The following is a 17832-nucleotide window of genomic DNA, read 5'->3' as shown; positions in this document are numbered from 1 at the left end:
ATTACTTCTGGAACCATTTTTTGTAGATGGTTTCGTAGGTGCCGTCTTTCTTCACTTTTTCCAGCGCAGCGTTGAATTTCTGCTGCAACTCGGTGTTGCCCTGACGTACGGCAATACCCAGACCTGTACCGAAGTAGTCTTTATCGGTCACCTTGTCACCCACGGCAGCCAGCTTGTCGTTCGCTTTCAGCCATTCAGTCACGACAGCCGTATCCCCGAACACCGCATCGATACGACCGTTTTGCAGGTCCAGTTTCGCATTCTGGTAGCTGTCATACGGCACGGTGGTGATTTCCGGGTGCTTATCCATGATGAATTTCTGGTGCGTGGTGCCGTTCTGCACGCCGACTTTCTTGCCTTTCAGCAGGTCAACGGAGGCGTATTTACCTTTCTGACCGATGAACAGCGCCGAGTTGTCGTAGTAAGGGGTGGTGAACAGAACCTGCTTCTCACGCTCCGGTGTGATGTCCATACCGGCCATTACGGCGTCGATACGGCGGAACTTCAGGCTTGGGATCAGGCTGTCGAACGCCTGGTTGCTGAAGGTACAGGTCGCGTCGATCTCTTTACACAGGGCATTTGCCAGGTCCACGTCGAAGCCAACAATCTTGTTGTTCGCATCAATGGATTCAAACGGAGGGTAGGACGCTTCAGTGGCGAAACGGATGGTCTGGGCTGCGGTAGCGGAAAGGCTGACGCTAGCAAGCAGCGCGGCAATCAATACTTTTTTCATTATAATTTCCCTAACACATCAGTGTGATAAGTAGTTTTTGAAGGCATCGGTTTGCGGGTTAGTGAAGCAGCTCGCGTCACCCTGCTCAACGATATACCCGTTTTCCATATAGACCACGCGGCTGGCGGTTTTGCGCGCCACTTCCACCTCGTGGGTCACGATGACCTGGGTAATGTTGGTTTCCGCCAGCTCACGAATGATACTCACGATCTGGGCAGTAATTTCCGGGTCCAGCGCCGCGGTCGGCTCATCGAACAGCAGCACCGCTGGCTCCATCATCAGCGCACGGGCGATCGCCACACGCTGTTGCTGACCACCAGAGAGATGCAGAGGATAACGGTCGCTGTACGGTTTCAGACGCAGACGTTCCAGCAGCTTTTCAGCGCGCGCCATCGCCTGGTCTTTGCTTAAGCCAAGCACGCGGCACGGGGCTTCAATCAGGTTTTGCACCACCGTCAGATGCGGCCAGAGATTGTATTGCTGGAAAACCATGCCCACGTTTTGACGCAGTTCACGAATCGCTTTATCAGAAGGGGTATTCGCGAAGTCAAAATGGTTACCGGCGATGGCCAGCGTTCCCGAACGGGGCATTTCAAGCAGATTTAAAACACGCAGAAGGGAGCTTTTTCCCGCGCCGCTTGGGCCAAGCAAAACCAGCGTTTCGCCCTCCGGGCAACTCAGCGTAATGTCGAACAGCGCCTGGTGTGCGCCGTAGAAGCAGTTAATGCCGTTTAGTTTAATACTCATCGGGGCAGTCTTTACTCATCCAGGCAAACTATAGCAATTGAGGCCGCAGATAGTACCGTTGACAGAATAGTTATGCAATATTTATGCGTTAAAAGTTAAATATAACCCGTGTTTACTCTTAAACATAGCACAAAATAGCGACGGGAAAGGGGGGCGAGTATAAATGTCGGCATTCCGCCTGAAATGCCGGACATTTTACGGGGTTAACGTTTATTTAACGGATGCGTTAGCGGTTCTCAATCGACTGGCGAAGGGTGCCTGCCGGGGCATGAACGCTGCCGCCAATGTAGCGTACATCATCTACTGCCCAGCACTGGCCTTCACGGATCATCAGCACCTCATCCTGCCAGGTTTGCGTCCCCTGGGTTAGCTTCACGCGCAGGGGAATATTGCGTGCGTCGGTATTTGGAATGGTGGATGCGCTGGCGACGTCGGCGCTGTCCGGCAGCGTGGCGCGGCTGGAGAACGGATCGGATGACAGCAGGGCGTTATGCTGCGGATCGCGCGAAGCGTCGGTGAGCAGTTTCGCCAGATTATCGCTCAGGTACGGGCGCAGGGCGGTCAGGTCATTACCGCGATGCTGAATACGGTAATCATAAAATTGTTGCGCCACGGCGTCCGGGCCACCCTCAATACAAGGGCCGCTGCGGGTTCCGATATCCTTAAAGGCTGGCGTGACCGGCGTTGTGCAGGCGCTGAGCACCAGCGCGCATGGCACTAAAAGCGTTAAAGCAGAGTAGCGCATGTTGATTTCCTTATTTATTAACTATCCTTTCAATCATAGCGTAACGAACCGATAATGCAGTTGCTAACGCATTGAACGCTAAAGAAGGAGAGAAAGTATGCAGTTTTCAACAACGCCAACCCTGGAAGGTCAACCGATTACCGAGTACTGCGGCGTGGTCACCGGTGAGGCGATTCTGGGCGCGAACATATTCCGGGACTTCTTTGCCGGCATTCGGGATATCGTCGGGGGTCGCTCCGGCGCGTACGAGAAAGAGCTGCGTAAAGCGCGTGACATTGCGTTTAAGGAGCTGGGCGAGCAGGCCAAAGCGCTGGGCGCGGATGCGGTGGTAGGTATTGATATCGACTACGAAACGGTCGGGAAAGATGCCAGCATGCTGATGGTGAGCGTAAGCGGTACGGCGGTGAAAACCCGTCGATGAAGCGTTCGCTCTCAACCCTCCTGCTGGCGATATTGCTGGCAGGATGCGCCTCGGAAGAGGGCATCGTTGATAAAGGCGCGTACGAGCTGGATACGCGCCATCAGGCGCAGGCGGCCTACCCGCGTATAAAGGTGCTGGTTATTCACTACACCGCCGACGATTTCGACACCTCGCTTGCGACCCTGACCGATAAAAACGTCAGCTCTCACTATCTCATTCCCGCAAAGCCCCCAGCTCCACAGGGCAAACCGCGTATCTGGCAGCTGGTCCCGGAGAGCGAGCTGGCCTGGCATGCGGGCATCAGCTTCTGGCGTGGCACCAACCGCATAAATGATACCTCCGTCGGCATTGAGCTGGAAAACCGCGGCTGGCGGCAAACCGATGGCGTGAAAACCTTTACCCCCTTCGAACCGGGGCAAATTGCGGCGCTGATCCCGCTTGCCAGAGATATCATCGCCCGCTACGACATAAAACCGCAGAACGTGGTGGCACACTCGGATATCGCCCCGCAGCGCAAAGACGATCCTGGCCCGATGTTTCCGTGGCGCGAGCTGGCGCAGCAGGGTATCGGGGCCTGGCCCGATCCGGCGCGGGTGAATTTTTATATCAACGGCCGACCGCATTATCAGCAGGTTGATACCGCAGCGCTGCTCGATCTGCTGGCGCGCTACGGTTACGAGGTGCCAGAAAACAGCACGCCCGCACAGCAAAAACGCATCATCATGGTTTTCCAGATGCATTTCCGCCCGCAGTTATGGAATGGCGTAGCGGATGTGGAAACCATGGCGATTGCCGAAGCACTTTTAGAGAAATACGGGCAGGGGTAAACCTTCGGATTACCCCCGAGTGAGTATATTTTCTTAAGTTTCTATCAGATTAATCCTAAGTACAAACTCATTTCATTTTTAGTTAATTGACTTAAAATTATCCCGATTTAAGATGGACACATAGCGCGCTAAGTAATGTAGCGAATTAATCAAAAACTTTACTCTTTTATTTTTATTCTTGAGATTTTCATCAGGTAAAAATTTATGGTTCGGCGTAAATGCCGCGGCCATCTTATTTTAAAAAATCACATCTTAAATCGGGTATAACAATGTTAAGCATCTATGGAAAAAAATTACGTCCACAATATGAAATGGAAAGAATTATTTCTGCAACCGCAGGCGTTGAAGAAAAAACGTTAAAGAAATGGCAGAAAATTTCCACTACTGATTCCGGTTACATTCATGTCATCGTCAGCGGCGAAGTCGAATTTCGACGTGAATCTGACGAACTGTGCATGTTTACTGTCACCGGACAATGCCTTTTCGGCCTATCGTCAATGTATTACAACGCCACCCATATGTACGGCCTTGTCCGGACGAATACGGTCGTTCGCTCGATCAAGAAAGAGGTCTTCGCCCAGCTGATGACCGAAAAAAATCTGTGGCCTGACCTGACCAAAGTCCTTTCCTGGTACATATGCGTGATGAGCAAACGTGATGATGTTCTGGTTGCCCGCAGTGCGTATTCTGTTGTTCGTGAATTTTTATATGAGATTAACGATCTGACTGTTCATCAGCAACGTGATATTAACGTTTATGATTACATTCAGGAATACACTAACCTCGCACGTAGTACTATTATCAAAATCCTCTCCGATCTGAAAAAAGGTCAATATATTGTGGTGGAAAAAGGTCGATTGCTTAACCTCACCGCACTGCCTGAAAAATATTAATACCTACTCCCGCCGTTCTCCTTTCTCACTCAAAGGAGAACGGTTATTTCCACTGTTTTTTACACTCGCTTGTGAATTAACCTGCGTTTCGTCAACCGGCGGCGCGGGAATTTTTCCTTGAGAATAATCCTGCTCCTGCTCTTTTAATGCCTGCTTAAATAATTCCGTTAATGATGACTCTTCACTGCTCGTGCTGGCGGGGGCGATATCGTGCTCATGCGCCTCGGTTCCGGGTAAGGTATCCCGCGAGGTATCGTGCGGCACCGCGCCCTCGGGCGCCTGCTGCCAGTCGGCATCATCACTGCTGATCGGCAGATCCTGCATCGGTGGAACATCAACATGCACTGGCGCAACTTTAGGCTGCGGATGCGGGAACGGTTTACTCACGTACACGTAATGCATTTCCGAAAGCTGCGTTTCCGGTTTGGCAACGCTGGCGTTGACCGGTTCAGGTGCCGGGTGGCGCAGGTTCCAGTAGACGTGCATATACAGGCCGACAACCAGCATGGCGCAAAGCCCGACCAGCCATAACGCTGTTTTGCCGAATACGTTTTTCAGGCTGGGGAGGCGGTACGAAAACCAGACCGCTTCCCCGGTTGTATAGCTGCGCTGGGCCGCAAGGCAGATGGTCGACATTAGGCTTTCTTCTCCTGCATTTTTGCGTCCGGGGTGGTGCGGGTTGCCTGAATCAGTACGCCCGGCGTGCTGTTGGTCACGCGCATCAGCTGCATCAGCGTTTCTTCACCGGGGATGCCATCCACGTGCAGATGCATTTTTTGCTGGAACTCGCGGGTGCGTTTCATCATTTCTGCGGTCCAGATCCGGGCATGCGTTTCGGGCTGGCTCAACGCGATGCTTAACTGCTGATCGAGCCAGGCCATGTCTTTGCTGTCGCTGGCCGTGCCGATCGCGTCTTTTCCTTCCGGTGTCAGGCGGTGCAACTGGGTGAAGTTGCCGGTCGCATGCCGGTTAAACCAGCTGCGGCTTACCTGCCAGGTCCGGTTATTCATTAACAAGTCAATTGATGTATCTCCGACCCTGGCGACCACTGCATAGTTAAGGTGACCGCTGGTTTTCAGCTCACTGACCCACGGATACCCTTCCTGCGCCAGCGTCTCCGGGGACGCGTTCCCCTGTTTACACATCAGGTTCACTTTAGCGGCGTTCTGGCACAGCGCATCGTCGGCCGAGGCGTCATACCCCCACATGAGATAAAGCTGATGCATCGCATCCGGCTGATTAACTATTTCGTTGTCGATAACCGGCACTACGGCTGCCTCAGGTTTTGGCGTCTGCTGTTTCCAGCTGACGGGCACCGGCAGCTGGATCGGCAGGCGCGCGCCGATCGACGAGGTAAAATACCAGCCGCAGGCGGCAAACAGCACGGACGCAAACAGCCCCACGGTTGCCAGGCGCTTACCGTGTTTTTTGGCGGGCAGGATCTCTCCCGCCGCCAGACGTAAATGGCGTGGGCTGACCTGCGCCGCGCGTTCCGTCCAGGCGGCGAGCATTGACAGGTGTGCCAGCGCGTTCAGTTTGCTGATGTTGCCTTTGGTCAGCGTGTGCATTTTGCGCACGCGGGCAGGCGGCAACGGCGAATGTTCACAGTCGTGTTCTTCGCACTGCGCCTGCACATAGCTCAGGTATTCGCGGCAGGTGAGGGGGCGCAGGACATGATGTGTGTGCGTATATTCGCGCAGTTCAGGTTGCTTTAGCAGGCGTTCCTGCTCCGCAGCACCCGTCAGCACCACGGCGAGCCGGAAGTTCAGCTCCTGGGCGCGCGTGAGCAGCGTTCCCAGGACTTCACGGCAGCTCTCCTTCATGGCTTCGGAATGGGCGATCGTCAGCACTCTGGATTTTGCTTTCCCCTCCTGCCACTGGCGCAGGACGGCATCCACCGCCTGCATGCGATCTTTAATCGCTTTCGTTCCCGGGTTGAGTTTGTACAGCAGGCTACTGGCACTCAGTTTGGGAAACGCGTTGATGGCAATAACGGTATTGCTGCTGGCTTTCAGCGCGTCGATGAAGTGGCTCAGAAGCGGAGCGTCGTCGCAAAAAAGCCCGATAATACCCGCCAGCTGGGTTTTCTCTTTCAGCAGGTTGAACACGTCCTGATGATAAGGCACCAGAAAATCACCGGATAAACGGGTGATTGTCCTGAATGGCGGATTTTTAAAATTAAAGTGGCTCTGATACATAACGACTGACCGTCTCTGATTAGGAATAGCAACAGCAGCAGAAAGTAAGGTAATGCCCCTGAGCGGTCAATTTGCAGACAGGGTAAAAATATCCAGCTGGCCGCGCCTAACATCTGGATTTTATACGGTCAATATTTTTCTGTATGAAAGTTGGTGGCGAAGTCAGTGGTCGTATTTGCAACAGCTTATTACTATTTTCCTCCATATTGGCGCAGTATGACGCTGCTTATTTTTGCTTTGCTATAGGCCGGATAAAAAATGAGGTTCTCATTTCTGTCACGGTGGATAACGCCTTGTATTATGTTTGCGCTGCTCATTTTTAGCGGCCAGCAAGGGTATCTCACCTTAAAAGATTATAAAAAAGTTACGAATAAGTTGGCTAAAGCTGATCTACAGCCGCTGAAAAAAACGCGCGAAGATAAACCCTTCACGCTTTTTACGGCTGCCGTCCGTCAGGAGAACTTAGCGGATGCGGCAAAAGCCCCGCTGGCAGCGGAGATAGAGGGCATTGTGCGCAGTGATGACGCCTGGCTCTCCTTTGCTGTTATCAAAACCCCAGGCGGTCAGCGAAGCTACCGTGAGGGTGAACCTCTCGCCGGATTTAACGACGCATTTATTCAGGAAATAAACAAAGATAATGTGGTGGTTAATTATGAAGGTGCTACGCAGGTACTGGCGTTAAATAAACCGGACTATTTTAAGGGGGGCGTGGATAGCGGCCCGGTTACAAAATCGACGAAAGATACTGGCGCAGAAAGTTTGCATCTTGATGATTATCTGGTGTTAAAACCCATCATTGAAAAAGGCCGACTGGAAGGCTACAGGATAAATCCAAGGAATGCCTCCGCCTTTTACAGTCAGTCAGGTCTGGAAAAAGGCGATGTGGCGGTTCAGGTTAACTCTGTCGATATGACCGATGAAGCAAAAGCGAAAAGCATTATTGCCAACTGGTCGAAAATGAAAGAAGCGGATGTCGTCGTGCGGCGTCACGCTCACCTTGAAAATATTCGGGTTAATGTTCTAAACAATTAACAAGTGTGCAGACATGAAAAAATTTCCCTGGGCGTGCGTGGCGCTGACCGCATTGTCGTTATATTCCAGTTCGCTGCTTGCAGCTAACTTTAGCGCGAGTTTTAAAAATACTGATATTCGCGAGTTTATCGATACGGTAGGCCGCAATCTCAACAAAACCATTCTGGTCGACCCGTCCGTCCAGGGCACCGTCTCGGTCCGAACCTACAACGTGCTGACGGAAGATGAGTACTACCAATTCTTTCTGAGCGTGCTGGATCTCTACGGCCTGTCGGTGATCCCGATGGACAACGGCATGGTCAAAGTGGTGCGCTCAAGCGTGGCGCGTACCGCCGGTGCGCCGCTGGCAGACAGCAAGAACCCGGGCAAAGGCGACGAGATCATCACCCGCGTCGTGCGCATGGAAAACGTGCCTGTTCGCGAGCTGGCGCCGCTGCTGCGTCAGCTCAACGATGCCACCGGCATCGGTAACGTGGTCCACTTTGAGCCGTCCAACGTCCTGCTGTTAACCGGTAAAGCTTCGGTGGTGAACCGCCTGGTGGATCTGGTCCAGCGCGTGGACAAAGACGGTATTCAGCGTCGTGAAATCGTGCCGCTTCGCTTTGCGTCCGCCAAAGAGCTCTCGGAGATGTTGAATAACCTCAACAACGAAGAGCAGAAAGGGCAGAACGCGCCGCAGCTGGCGACCAAGGTGGTGGCCGATGACGAAACCAACAGCCTGGTGATCAGCGGTTCGGAAGATGCGCGCGCGCGGACCCGCTCCCTGATCCATCAGCTGGATCGCGAGCAGAACAACGAGGGGAATACCCGCGTCTTCTATCTCAAGTATGCCAGCGCCACTAAGGTGGTGCCGGTACTCACCGGCATCGGCGAGCAGCTGAAGGACAAGGCCGGCGCGCCGAAGTCGAAAACCGCGCCAGCGTCCAGCGATCTGAACATTACCGCCGACGAAGCAACCAACTCGCTGGTGATTACCGCCCAGCCTAACGTGATGAACTCCCTTGAGAAGGTGATCGACAAGCTGGACATCCGTCGTCCGCAGGTGCTGGTGGAAGCCATCATCGCGGAAGTGCAGGACGGGAACGGCCTGGATCTCGGCGTGCAGTGGACCAGCAAGCACGGCGGCGTGCAGTTCGGCTCCACCGGCCTGCCAATCAGCCAGATTAAAAATGGCACCATGAAAGGGGCAAGCTTCACTGGCCTGGCGACCGGCTTCTTTAACGGTGATTTTGGTGCGCTGGTGACTGCGCTTTCCACCGACGGCAAAAATGACATCCTCTCCACGCCAAGCGTGGTCACGCTGGATAACAAAGAAGCGTCGTTCAACGTGGGTCAGGATGTGCCGGTACTTTCCGGTTCGCAAACCACCAGCGGCGACAACGTGTTTAACTCCGTTGAGCGTAAAACCGTCGGTACCAAGCTGAAGATTGTGCCGCAAATCAACGATGGCGACATGATCCACCTGAAGATTGAGCAGGAAGTGTCCAGCGTTGACAACAGCGCGACGGAAGATTCGAGCCTCGGCCCAACCTTCAACACGCGCACGATCAATAACGAAGTGATGGTTCACAGTGGCCAGACGGTGGTGCTCGGCGGCCTGATGGAAAATGTGACCAAACAGTCCGTCTCCAAAGTGCCGCTGCTCGGCGATATCCCGCTGGTCGGGCAGCTGTTCCGCTACACCTCGCAGGATACCTCTAAACGCAACCTGATGGTGTTTATTCATACCACCGTCCTGCGTGACGATGACAACTACAGCGCAGCCTCGAAAGAGAAATATGACCAGATCCGGGTGCGCCAGATGCAGCGCGTGGAAGAGAAAAAGCTCGGTATTGTTGAGCCGAGCGACAACGCCGTCCTGCCCGCGTTTCCTTCAGCAAGCCCTCACGTCGCACCGGTGAAAACCTCCGCGGCACGCAATCCGTTTAAAGAGTAAGGCGGAGGGATACCGTGGACGAACTGAGTAAATCCCTGTGTAGCAGCAACTACGCAAAAGATAACGGCGTTCTGCTTTACAACAATGACGTCTATATCCGTGAGGACACCCCGGCGTTAGCACTGCTGGAGGTGCGCCGGGTGCTTGGACGCGCGTTCGTCCCGATCACCCTGGCGCCGGAAGCGTTTGATGAGATGCTGGCCAAAATCTGGCAGCAGAGCAGCGGCGTGTCGCAGCAGCTGGTGGACGACATGGACGCGGATATCGATCTGATGGCGTTAACCGAGGAGATCCCGGATAACGAAGATCTGCTCGATAACGACGAAAACTCGCCGGTGATCCGCCTGATCAACGCCATTCTCGGCGAGGCGGTGAAGGACGGCGCGTCGGATATTCATATCGAAACCTTCGAGCGCACCCTGAGCATTCGCTTTCGCGTTGACGGCGTGCTGCGCCCGGTGCTGCAACCGGCGCGTAAGCTCGCCCCGCTGCTGGTGTCGCGTATCAAGGTCATGTCGAAACTCGACATTGCCGAAAAACGCCTCCCGCAGGATGGCCGTATCTCTCTGCGCATCGGTCGGAAGGCCATCGACGTGCGTGTGTCGACTATTCCGTCCCAGTACGGCGAGCGCGTGGTGATGCGCCTGCTCGATAAAAGCAATCTCAAGCCCGACATCAACAAGCTGGGGCTGATTGATGAAGAGCTGGAGAAGCTGAAAGGGCTGATCGACCGCCCGCACGGGATCATCCTCGTTACCGGCCCGACGGGTTCCGGTAAAAGTACCACGCTGTACGCCATACTCTCGGCGCTGAACGGCCACGAACGCAACATTCTGACCGTGGAAGATCCGATTGAGTACGAGCTGGAAGGGGTGGGGCAGACGCAGGTTAACCCGCGCGTGGACATGACCTTTGCCCGTGGGCTGCGCGCCATTCTGCGTCAGGACCCGGACGTGGTAATGATCGGGGAAATTCGTGACGGTGAGACCGCCCAGATTGCGGTGCAGGCGTCGCTGACCGGTCACCTGGTGATGTCGACGCTGCACACCAACAGTGCCGCAGGGGCGATAACCCGTCTGCGGGATATGGGGCTGGAGTCCTTCTTAATCGGTTCATCGTTGCTCGGTGTCATTGCCCAGCGTCTGGTGCGTCGGCTGTGTATGCACTGCCGGACCACCAGTCCGCTGGACGCCAATGAAAAAGCGCTGTTCAGCTTTATGGACGCGCCGCCAGAAGCGATTTACCGCGCGGTGGGGTGCGAACACTGCCGTCAGAGCGGCTATCAGGGCCGCGCCGGTATTCATGAATTTCTGGTGGTGGACAGCGCCATGCGCCGCGCCATCCATGAAGATAAGGACGAAATGTCCCTCGAAACGCAGCTCTTTAAGCAGGCCTACAGCCTGCGTGAAAACGGGCTGCTGAAGGTGATCGGCGGCGTGACGTCTCTGGAAGAGGTCATGCGCGTCACCGCCGAGCGTGGGGGGGATGCATAATGGCTTTCTACGCCTGGACAGCGACGGATGCCGCGGGGAAAACCCAGCGCGGGACGTTACAGGCCGAGGGGCAGAAGCAGGTTCGCCAGTGGCTTCGCGAGCAAAAGCTGATGCCCGTCAGCATTACCGAAACCCGCGAGGCGGCGGCAGGCGGGAAAGCGAAAACCGGGGCGAAGCTTTCCACCCCGGTGCTGTCGATGTTTACCCGTCAGCTTTCGACGCTGGTCAACGCCGCGCTGCCGCTGGAGAGCGCGCTGAAGGCGATCTCGAAGCAGACGGAAGACAAAAAGCTGGCGGCGATGGTGGTGGAGATCCGCGAGAAGGTGGTGGAAGGCCACACCCTGTTCGATGCCTTCAGCCAGTTCCCGCGCACCTTCGACAAGCTTTACTGCACGCTGGTGATGGCCGGGGAGAAAACCGGTCACCTGGGCGACGTGCTGGAGAAGCTGGCGGAGTACAACGAGCAGCGCCAGAAGATGAAAAGCAAGCTGACGCAGGCGATGGTCTACCCGATAACCCTCACCGTGGTCGCCATCGCGGTCATCAGCATCCTGCTGGTGGCGGTGGTGCCGCAGGTGATCGAGCAGTTCACTCACATGAAGCAGCAGCTGCCGATCACCACCCGGACGCTGATTGCGGTAAGTGATTTCCTGCAAGCCTGGGGCATTTATATTGTGGGCATTCTGGGGGGCGGCTTTATCGGCTTCAAAACCTGGCTGAGGAATGCCAAAAACCGTTTTCGCTGGCACAGCTGGCTGGTGAACGGCTCGCCGATTAAAAAGCTGGTCTGCGCCATCAACAGCGCCCGCTATATCCGTACCCTGAGTATTTTGCAGGCCAGTAGCGTGCCGCTGCTGGAGGGGATGTATATCGCGATGGACGGTATCGAAAACCGCTATGCCCGGCAGGTGCTGGAGCAGGCCGCCGACACCGTGCGCCAGGGGGCGTCGCTATATGCGGCGCTGGAACAGGCGAAATTATTTCCGCCCACCATGCTGTATATGATTGCCTCCGGTGAAGAGAGCGGGGAATTAGGTAATTTAATGGATCGCGCGGCGGAAAATCAGGAATCGGCCTTACAACATCGAATTACATTAACGCTGTCGGTCTTTGAACCGGCGCTGGTGGTATCCATGGCGACGATTGTTTTATTCATCGTGCTTTCAATATTACAACCGCTTCTGCAACTTAATAATATGGTAGGTTAAATCATGGCTTTAAAACGTAAAAACCTGGCTCGCCAGGCGGGCTTTACATTGCTCGAATTAATGGTGGTCATTGTTATTCTCGGCGTACTGGCGAGTATGGTAGTGCCAAATTTAATGGGCAATAAGGAAAAAGCCGACACGCAAAAAGCAACCAGCGATATTGTCGCGCTCGAAGGCTCGCTGGATATGTACAAGCTGGATAACCACCGCTACCCGACCACAGAGCAGGGTTTGCAGGCGCTGGTGACCAAACCTGAAATCGCGCCAATCCCGAACGGCTACCGCACGGACGGCTATATCCGTCGCCTGCCGCAGGACCCCTGGGGCAATGATTATCTGCTGGTGAGCCCGGGTGAACACGGCGCGGTGGACGTCTTCTCAGCCGGTCCGGACGGCGAAGCCAATACCGCCGATGACATTACCAACTGGTCTCTGGATAAGAAAGAGAAATAATGAAAAATCAACGCGGCTTTACGTTGCTGGAAATTATTCTGGCGCTGGTGATATTTGCCAGTTGCGCCATGATGGTGGTGTCCACCATTCCTTCGCGCAGCGGCGCGGATATATTTGGCCAGCAATTAAAAGCGCTCGTTGATTATGGTTCAGACCGTGCGGTGATGGACGGAAATATTGTCGGGCTGGTGATCGCCACCGATAAATATCAGCTGGTGACGATCGCCGATGAAAATGGCGAGCGTCACTGGGTGCCATTATCTGCCGGACGCATTTCCACCAAAGGTGATTTTCCGGAAGAGATGCATGTGTCGCTCTCGCCGCAGCGCCTGGCCGCGACGGTGACGTCCGAGCCGCAGGTAATCTTTTTACCGGACGGTGAAATCAGCCGCTTTACGCTGACGCTGCAAAGTTATGACAAACAGCACCATTTCCGCGTGGTGTCGCAAGGTGCGGCGCCGGTATCGGTAGAAAACGATGGCTAACGGCAACAAAAAGCAAAAGGGGATGACGCTGCTGGAGGTGATGGTCGCTTTGGTGATTTTCTCCACCGCCGCGCTGGCGCTGATGAACTCGGTCTCCCTGAACGTGCGTTTTACCCATGGCCTGGCCGATACCTTGCAGGCCACTTGGGTGGCGGAAAACCAGCTGGCGGAAGCACAGCTCACGAAAACCGACTTCCCGGATGCTGAACAGCAGGGGACGGAAATCATGGGCGGGCGCAGCTGGAACTGGCGTAAGCAGCGGGTGAAAACGGCCGACAACGTCTGGGCGAATACAATACGCGTGTATGCGGAAGGCGATGAGAGCCAGCCGGTTATTTCCCTGCATATCATTCCGCCGGGAGAGAGCAAGTGAAGAAAACGCGACGCCAGCGCGGATTTACCCTGCTGGAGATCATGATTGCGCTGACTATCTTCGCGGTGATCAGCACCCTGGCCTGGCAAATTCTGGACGGCGCGATGCGTACCAGTTCGGCGACGGATGCCAGCGCCGCAAAGCTCAACCAGCTTCAGCGCGCCTGGAGTCTGATGGAGCGTGATTTTTTCCAGCTTCAGGCGCGCGCCCCGCGTAATGAGCCGGAGCTGTTTCGTCAGGCGGGCGATGCCCTTGAACTGACCACCCTGAATGGCGTGAGCGGAACGGTCCAACTGGAGCGCGTGCGCTGGCGGCTGGAAGAGGGGCGTTTGTATCGCGACGTCTGGCCGGTCATTGACGGCCCGGCGGACGTTAAGCCTGACGAAGTGCCGATTGTCAGCGGCGTTAAATCATTGCAGTGGCGGTTTTATCGTCAGGGCTGGCTGAAAAGCTGGAGCGACGCCGCCCATCTGCCGGACGGCGTGGAGGTTACGTTGACGATGGAAAACGGGGATACCTGGCGCTGGGTATTCACCACGCCGGGTGATATGCAGGAGGTGGCCGCTGCCGCGGCGCCAGAGAAAGCCGCCGACGCGCCTGGGACGCCCCCGGATGCAGCCCCTGTGCCTGCCCCTTCGCCGGAGACCAGACCATGAAGCGGATCCGTCAACAACAGGGCGTAGCCCTGCTGGTGGTGCTGATTTTGCTGGTGATGATGTCGGCGCTGGCCGCCAAAATCAGCCAGCAGTTCTGCCGTAATTTGCAGAAAACGCATTATCAGGTAAGCCAGCAGCAGCTGCGCTGGGCGATGCAGGCCCAGGAAAAAGTGGTGAAGGACCGGTTACAGACCGACGCCAGCGGCGAGAGCAAGCCGCTGGCGCTGGACGGCGACTGGCATCAGCCGCTGGAGACGCAGGGTGAAGATTACACGGTCGTGAGCCAGGTGGAAGATGCGCAGGACTGCTTTAACGTCAATAACCTGTTGACCGCCGACATCGCACCCCAGGGGCAAAGCGCTCCCGCGGTGGCGGAAACACCGCGTAAAGCGCGGATTGTAGAACAACTTCTGACGGAAAGTGGGCTCAGTCCGGGCACGGCGGAGGCGGTCTATTTCCAGCTGGTGGATTATCTCGATGGTGACAGCACCACGGCGAAGGAGGGGGCCGAAAGCGATGCGTGGGCTGGCGTCGTGCCCGCGCGGCAACCGGCAAATCAGATGATGCGCAGCATCGCGGAAATCAAACTGCTGCCGGCGTTCCCTGTTACGGCATATCCAAAGGTGAGCAAGCTGTTATGCGCGCTGCCGGACGCCGCCAGCAAGGTGGACGTGAACACCCTGCAACCGGAACAGGCCGCCGTGCTGGCGGCCATGTTCCCGGGAAAACTCACGCGGGATGACGCCGTTCGCCTGCTGGATTCGCGTCCGGAATCGGGCTGGGAAAATATGGAAGCGTTCAGCAAAGCGCTGGAGCAGGCCTTCCCGCAGTTAAAAGACGATCTCCCGCAGGTGGTGGATCAATTTTCTATAAACAGCCGGTACTTCCGCGTGAATTACACCGGTAATACCGATGAATTAACGCTTCGCGTGGTCAGCCAGCTTCAGGTGAATAACGAAGCCGGTGAGATCGTGACGTGGCAGCGTCGTTACCGAATGATTGAATAAGAAAAGTAGAACGTTATGAAACAGGTACTTTTTGTTCGTCCCGACAGCCGCGAGGGCGGGAAAATAATGTGGTGTGAGTCCGGCAGCGAGCGCGTCGAGGTGGTCGACAGCCTGGAGATGCTGGCCGAACACCCCCTGGCTACGCGCGTTTGTCTCCTGTTACCCGCCAGCGACATGATTTTCCGCCATTTTAGGCTACCGAAAAAGGTGGCTTCTCAGGGAATGGCCTTCTCGTGGATGGCAGAAGAGACGCTGATTGGCGACGTGGACAACCTCCACTGGACGGTACTCCACAAAAAAGGCGCCGACGTCGACGCCGTGGCCATTGACGCCGACCGCCTGCGCGCAACATTAACCCGCTGTCAGGAGGCCGGATTAAACGTGATTCAGGCCCTGCCTGATGCCTGGCTCCTGCCCGTGACGGCAGGGGGCAGCACGCTGGTCGCGCAGGATGATGGCTACTGGCTGCGTTTATCGCCCCATGTGGCGGGTGAAATGGAGGCAACCCTGCTGCCGCTGTTAATGCAGAAAGCCGGGGTCGGGGAAGTGTGGTGTTACGGCGATGCGCCTGCGAAGGTGCACATTGACGTGCAGCATGCCTGGCAGCATCCGCTGGCGCTGATCCAGCCGCAGTGGCAAACCTGTCGCGTTAACCTGCTTCACGGTGAATTCAGCCTTAAGGCCGGTCATGGGCGGGCAGCGAAAAGGATGAAAGCCGCGATGGTGGCGGCGGGCGTGCTGTCTGTTGGTCTGCTGCTGGGGCCACGCATTGCGATGGCCTGGATGCTGGTGCAGCAGGAAAATCGGGTGCAGCAGGAGATCGTCCAGGTTTATCAGCACCATTTCCCCAGCATGCGGCAGCAGACCAATATCAAATATCACTTTGGCCAAAGCCTGAAAAAACAGAGCAAGGGGTTCTTTCTTCAGCTTGAGGAGCTGGAGAAAGCCCGGCAGTCAGTCCCTGCGATGGAGATCGATCTGCTGGAATACGATGCGCAGCAAAACACCCTGACGCTGAGCGTCAGCGCGCAAAACCAGCCCGCGTTGCAGGCGTTTGTTAACCAGACCAGTGAGAATTTTGATTTTACCTTACAGCCTGTTTCAACAACCGAACCGTATACCGCCATGATCGCAGGGAAACATAAATGAAAGAGCGAATCGCACAGCTGAAAGCGCGCTATCAGAATTACAGCGCCCGGGAAAAAATCATTTTAAAAATATGTGCCGTTGCTATTGTGGGGGCAGCGGTGTATTACACAGGAGTGATCCCCTTGGATAATATGATTAAAAATAGTAAATCGACACTTAAAAGACAAAAAGAGACGCTTAACTGGATGCGCAGTGAAATTGATAAAAATCATCTTCAGATCCAGTTAGTCAAAACGGATAATCCGCGTACGGTGGTCGAGAATAGCGCCCATGAAATTAACCTTTCGCTGACGGATGTGCGCCAGGAGGGGCAAACTTTATCGTTCGTGGTGAATCGGGTTAATGTGTATGAATTAAAAAGCTGGCTGCGTGAAATTAATCAGACCACCGGTGTGAGATTGCAAAAAATTAACCTCACGCCGGTTGACCACCTCAGCGATGTGAAAGCGCAGGTGCAACTCACCTGGGCAAAAAACGCATGAATACCTTCGCGCTGATGCGGGATGCCTTTCCGGTAGGGTTCCCGATAATGAGTGCGATCCTGGGCGGCATTGTGGGCAGTTTTCTTGGCGTTGTCGCCGAACGCGTACCGGGGATGGTGATGGATGAGGAGGGGAGCGGTAATCTGCTCATTCCGGCCTCGCACTGTTCGGTGTGCCAGCACGCCCTCGCCGCGTGGGAAAACATCCCGCTGCTCAGCTGGCTTTTATTACGGGGGCGCTGCCACCAGTGCGGCAGCGCGATCCCGCTGCGACTCTTTCTGGTCGAACTGATCTCCGCCTTGTTTTTTGGCATCACGGCCTGGTGCATGCCGGACGTTCAGGCGCTGTTCTCTTTGTGGTTACTGGCGGCTTTTTTACTGCCGCTGGCCATGATCGACTGGCAGCACCAGCTGCTTCCGGACTGCCTGACCCAGCCGCTGCTGTGGGCAGGTCTCTTGCTTCATGTGTTTGACCACACGTTGCCGCTACGCGATGCGCTGTTCGGCGCGGTGGCGGGCTATCTGTCGCTCTGGCTGCTCTACTGGGCTTTTCGTCTGATCACGGGACGAGAAGGTCTGGGTTACGGGGATTTTAAGCTACTGGCGGCGCTGGGCGCCTGGTGCGGCTGGCAGGCGTTGCCCTCTATTGAACTGGCGGCAGCGTTAAGCGGTATTGTCGGTTATTTCGCCGTAAATAATTTAAATAAAAATAACCTCACTATTTCTTTTGGTCCTTATCTCGCCTTTGCTGGAATAGGGGTTTTTATTAGTCAGCAAATTGCTTTCACATTTTAAATATACAGGTCAAGATTTTTTATAAATCTTTTTGATGGAGGAAGGAAAGGACGATCCTTTACGCTCAGTGTATCGTAAGAGATATAAACTACACGGGATTTGGCTTGTATCTTTTAATGGAGGAATACAACGCAGCAACAATTTTTTGTTCACGGCACTCACGTTGGTTAAATACGCATTACGCGAAACGCATCCATGAT

The 17832-nt window shown here is 55.1% G+C and carries 20 protein-coding genes; 15 read left to right on the top strand and 5 right to left on the bottom strand.

All coding sequences use genetic code 11. The annotated features are described in order from the left end of the window. Position 1: 1 nt before the first annotated feature. From artI to SK53_RS08240, 3 genes are all read right to left on the bottom strand, one after another. Positions 2-733 (bottom strand): arginine ABC transporter substrate-binding protein ArtI, encoded by a 732-nt coding sequence (gene artI, locus SK53_RS08250; RefSeq protein ID WP_006174322.1) that lies wholly within the window; start codon positions 731-733, stop codon positions 2-4. Between the two features lie 18 nt (positions 734-751). Beyond that, a complete protein-coding gene (gene artP / locus SK53_RS08245; protein WP_048209030.1) occupies positions 752-1480 on the bottom strand; it encodes an arginine ABC transporter ATP-binding protein ArtP in 729 nt (242 codons plus the stop codon). 226 nt (positions 1481-1706) lie between these two features. After that, entirely contained in the window at positions 1707-2225 is a 519-nt protein-coding gene (locus SK53_RS08240) for a lipoprotein (protein WP_023315717.1), read from the bottom strand. A 97-nt stretch (positions 2226-2322) separates the two neighbouring features. Between SK53_RS08240 and SK53_RS08235 the strand changes: the two genes are divergently transcribed. From SK53_RS08235 to SK53_RS08225, 3 genes are all read left to right on the top strand, one after another. Then, positions 2323-2646 carry a heavy metal-binding domain-containing protein gene (locus tag SK53_RS08235; RefSeq protein ID WP_003858361.1) on the top strand — a complete coding sequence of 108 codons (324 nt, stop codon included), beginning with the start codon at positions 2323-2325 and terminating at the stop codon, positions 2644-2646. Continuing rightward, positions 2643-3473: an N-acetylmuramoyl-L-alanine amidase gene (locus SK53_RS08230; RefSeq protein ID WP_022650694.1), complete on the top strand. Its 831-nt coding sequence runs from the start codon at positions 2643-2645 to the stop codon at positions 3471-3473. The genes SK53_RS08235 and SK53_RS08230 overlap by 4 nt, the downstream gene beginning before the upstream one ends. Positions 3474-3742: 269 nt before the next feature. Continuing rightward, positions 3743-4366 carry a helix-turn-helix domain-containing protein gene (locus tag SK53_RS08225; protein ID WP_022650695.1) on the top strand — a complete coding sequence of 208 codons (624 nt, stop codon included), beginning with the start codon at positions 3743-3745 and terminating at the stop codon, positions 4364-4366. 3 nt (positions 4367-4369) lie between these two features. Here SK53_RS08225 and SK53_RS08220 read toward each other — a convergent pair whose 3' ends face one another. Further along, positions 4370-5002, bottom strand: a complete 633-nt coding sequence (locus SK53_RS08220) for a hypothetical protein (protein ID WP_048209028.1) — start codon at positions 5000-5002, stop codon at positions 4370-4372. Continuing rightward, positions 5002-6564: an ExeA family protein gene (locus SK53_RS08215; protein WP_032608937.1), complete on the bottom strand. Its 1563-nt coding sequence runs from the start codon at positions 6562-6564 to the stop codon at positions 5002-5004. The genes SK53_RS08220 and SK53_RS08215 overlap by 1 nt, the downstream gene beginning before the upstream one ends. 300 nt (positions 6565-6864) lie before the next feature. Between SK53_RS08215 and gspC the strand changes: the two genes are divergently transcribed. The 12 genes from gspC to SK53_RS08155 are packed head-to-tail and all read left to right on the top strand — an operon-like array spanning position 6865 to position 17632. Beyond that, positions 6865-7596: a type II secretion system protein GspC gene (gspC, locus tag SK53_RS08210; protein ID WP_048209025.1), complete on the top strand. Its 732-nt coding sequence runs from the start codon at positions 6865-6867 to the stop codon at positions 7594-7596. Between the two features lie 13 nt (positions 7597-7609). Beyond that, positions 7610-9532: a type II secretion system secretin GspD gene (gene gspD, locus SK53_RS08205; protein WP_048209024.1), complete on the top strand. Its 1923-nt coding sequence runs from the start codon at positions 7610-7612 to the stop codon at positions 9530-9532. A 14-nt stretch (positions 9533-9546) separates the two neighbouring features. Next, positions 9547-11025: a type II secretion system ATPase GspE gene (gspE, locus tag SK53_RS08200; protein ID WP_048209022.1), complete on the top strand. Its 1479-nt coding sequence runs from the start codon at positions 9547-9549 to the stop codon at positions 11023-11025. Continuing rightward, positions 11025-12233 carry a type II secretion system inner membrane protein GspF gene (gene gspF, locus SK53_RS08195; RefSeq protein WP_048209020.1) on the top strand — a complete coding sequence of 403 codons (1209 nt, stop codon included), beginning with the start codon at positions 11025-11027 and terminating at the stop codon, positions 12231-12233. The genes gspE and gspF overlap by 1 nt, the downstream gene beginning before the upstream one ends. A gap of 3 nt (positions 12234-12236) precedes the next feature. Next, complete coding sequence (gspG, locus tag SK53_RS08190; protein ID WP_003858352.1) at positions 12237-12686, top strand: type II secretion system major pseudopilin GspG; 450 nt, start codon at positions 12237-12239, stop codon at positions 12684-12686. Then, positions 12686-13171 carry a type II secretion system minor pseudopilin GspH gene (gene gspH / locus SK53_RS08185; RefSeq protein ID WP_023315725.1) on the top strand — a complete coding sequence of 162 codons (486 nt, stop codon included), beginning with the start codon at positions 12686-12688 and terminating at the stop codon, positions 13169-13171. Before gspG ends, gspH begins: the two co-directional genes overlap by 1 nt. Then, on the top strand, positions 13164-13544 hold the full coding sequence (gspI, locus tag SK53_RS08180; protein ID WP_048209018.1) for a type II secretion system minor pseudopilin GspI: 381 nt from the start codon (positions 13164-13166) through the stop codon (positions 13542-13544). The genes gspH and gspI overlap by 8 nt, the downstream gene beginning before the upstream one ends. Then, positions 13541-14200: a type II secretion system minor pseudopilin GspJ gene (gene gspJ, locus SK53_RS08175; protein WP_048209016.1), complete on the top strand. Its 660-nt coding sequence runs from the start codon at positions 13541-13543 to the stop codon at positions 14198-14200. Before gspI ends, gspJ begins: the two co-directional genes overlap by 4 nt. Next, positions 14197-15207, top strand: a complete 1011-nt coding sequence (gspK, locus tag SK53_RS08170) for a type II secretion system minor pseudopilin GspK (RefSeq protein WP_023315728.1) — start codon at positions 14197-14199, stop codon at positions 15205-15207. Before gspJ ends, gspK begins: the two co-directional genes overlap by 4 nt. A 15-nt stretch (positions 15208-15222) precedes the next feature. Next, a complete protein-coding gene (gspL, locus tag SK53_RS08165) occupies positions 15223-16356 on the top strand; it encodes a type II secretion system protein GspL (RefSeq protein WP_048209015.1) in 1134 nt (377 codons plus the stop codon). After that, on the top strand, positions 16353-16838 hold the full coding sequence (gene gspM, locus SK53_RS08160) for a type II secretion system protein GspM (protein ID WP_022650705.1): 486 nt from the start codon (positions 16353-16355) through the stop codon (positions 16836-16838). The genes gspL and gspM overlap by 4 nt, the downstream gene beginning before the upstream one ends. Then, positions 16835-17632 carry a prepilin peptidase gene (locus tag SK53_RS08155; protein ID WP_023315730.1) on the top strand — a complete coding sequence of 266 codons (798 nt, stop codon included), beginning with the start codon at positions 16835-16837 and terminating at the stop codon, positions 17630-17632. Before gspM ends, SK53_RS08155 begins: the two co-directional genes overlap by 4 nt. Positions 17633-17832: the final 200 nt, after the last annotated feature.

Origin of the sequence: Enterobacter sp. MGH119 (genome assembly GCF_001037675.1) — a bacterium.
Lineage (GTDB): Bacteria > Pseudomonadota > Gammaproteobacteria > Enterobacterales > Enterobacteriaceae > Enterobacter > Enterobacter hormaechei_C.
The sequence above is the reverse complement of the archived record's forward strand: the minus strand, read 5'-3'. Positions and strand labels throughout refer to the sequence as shown.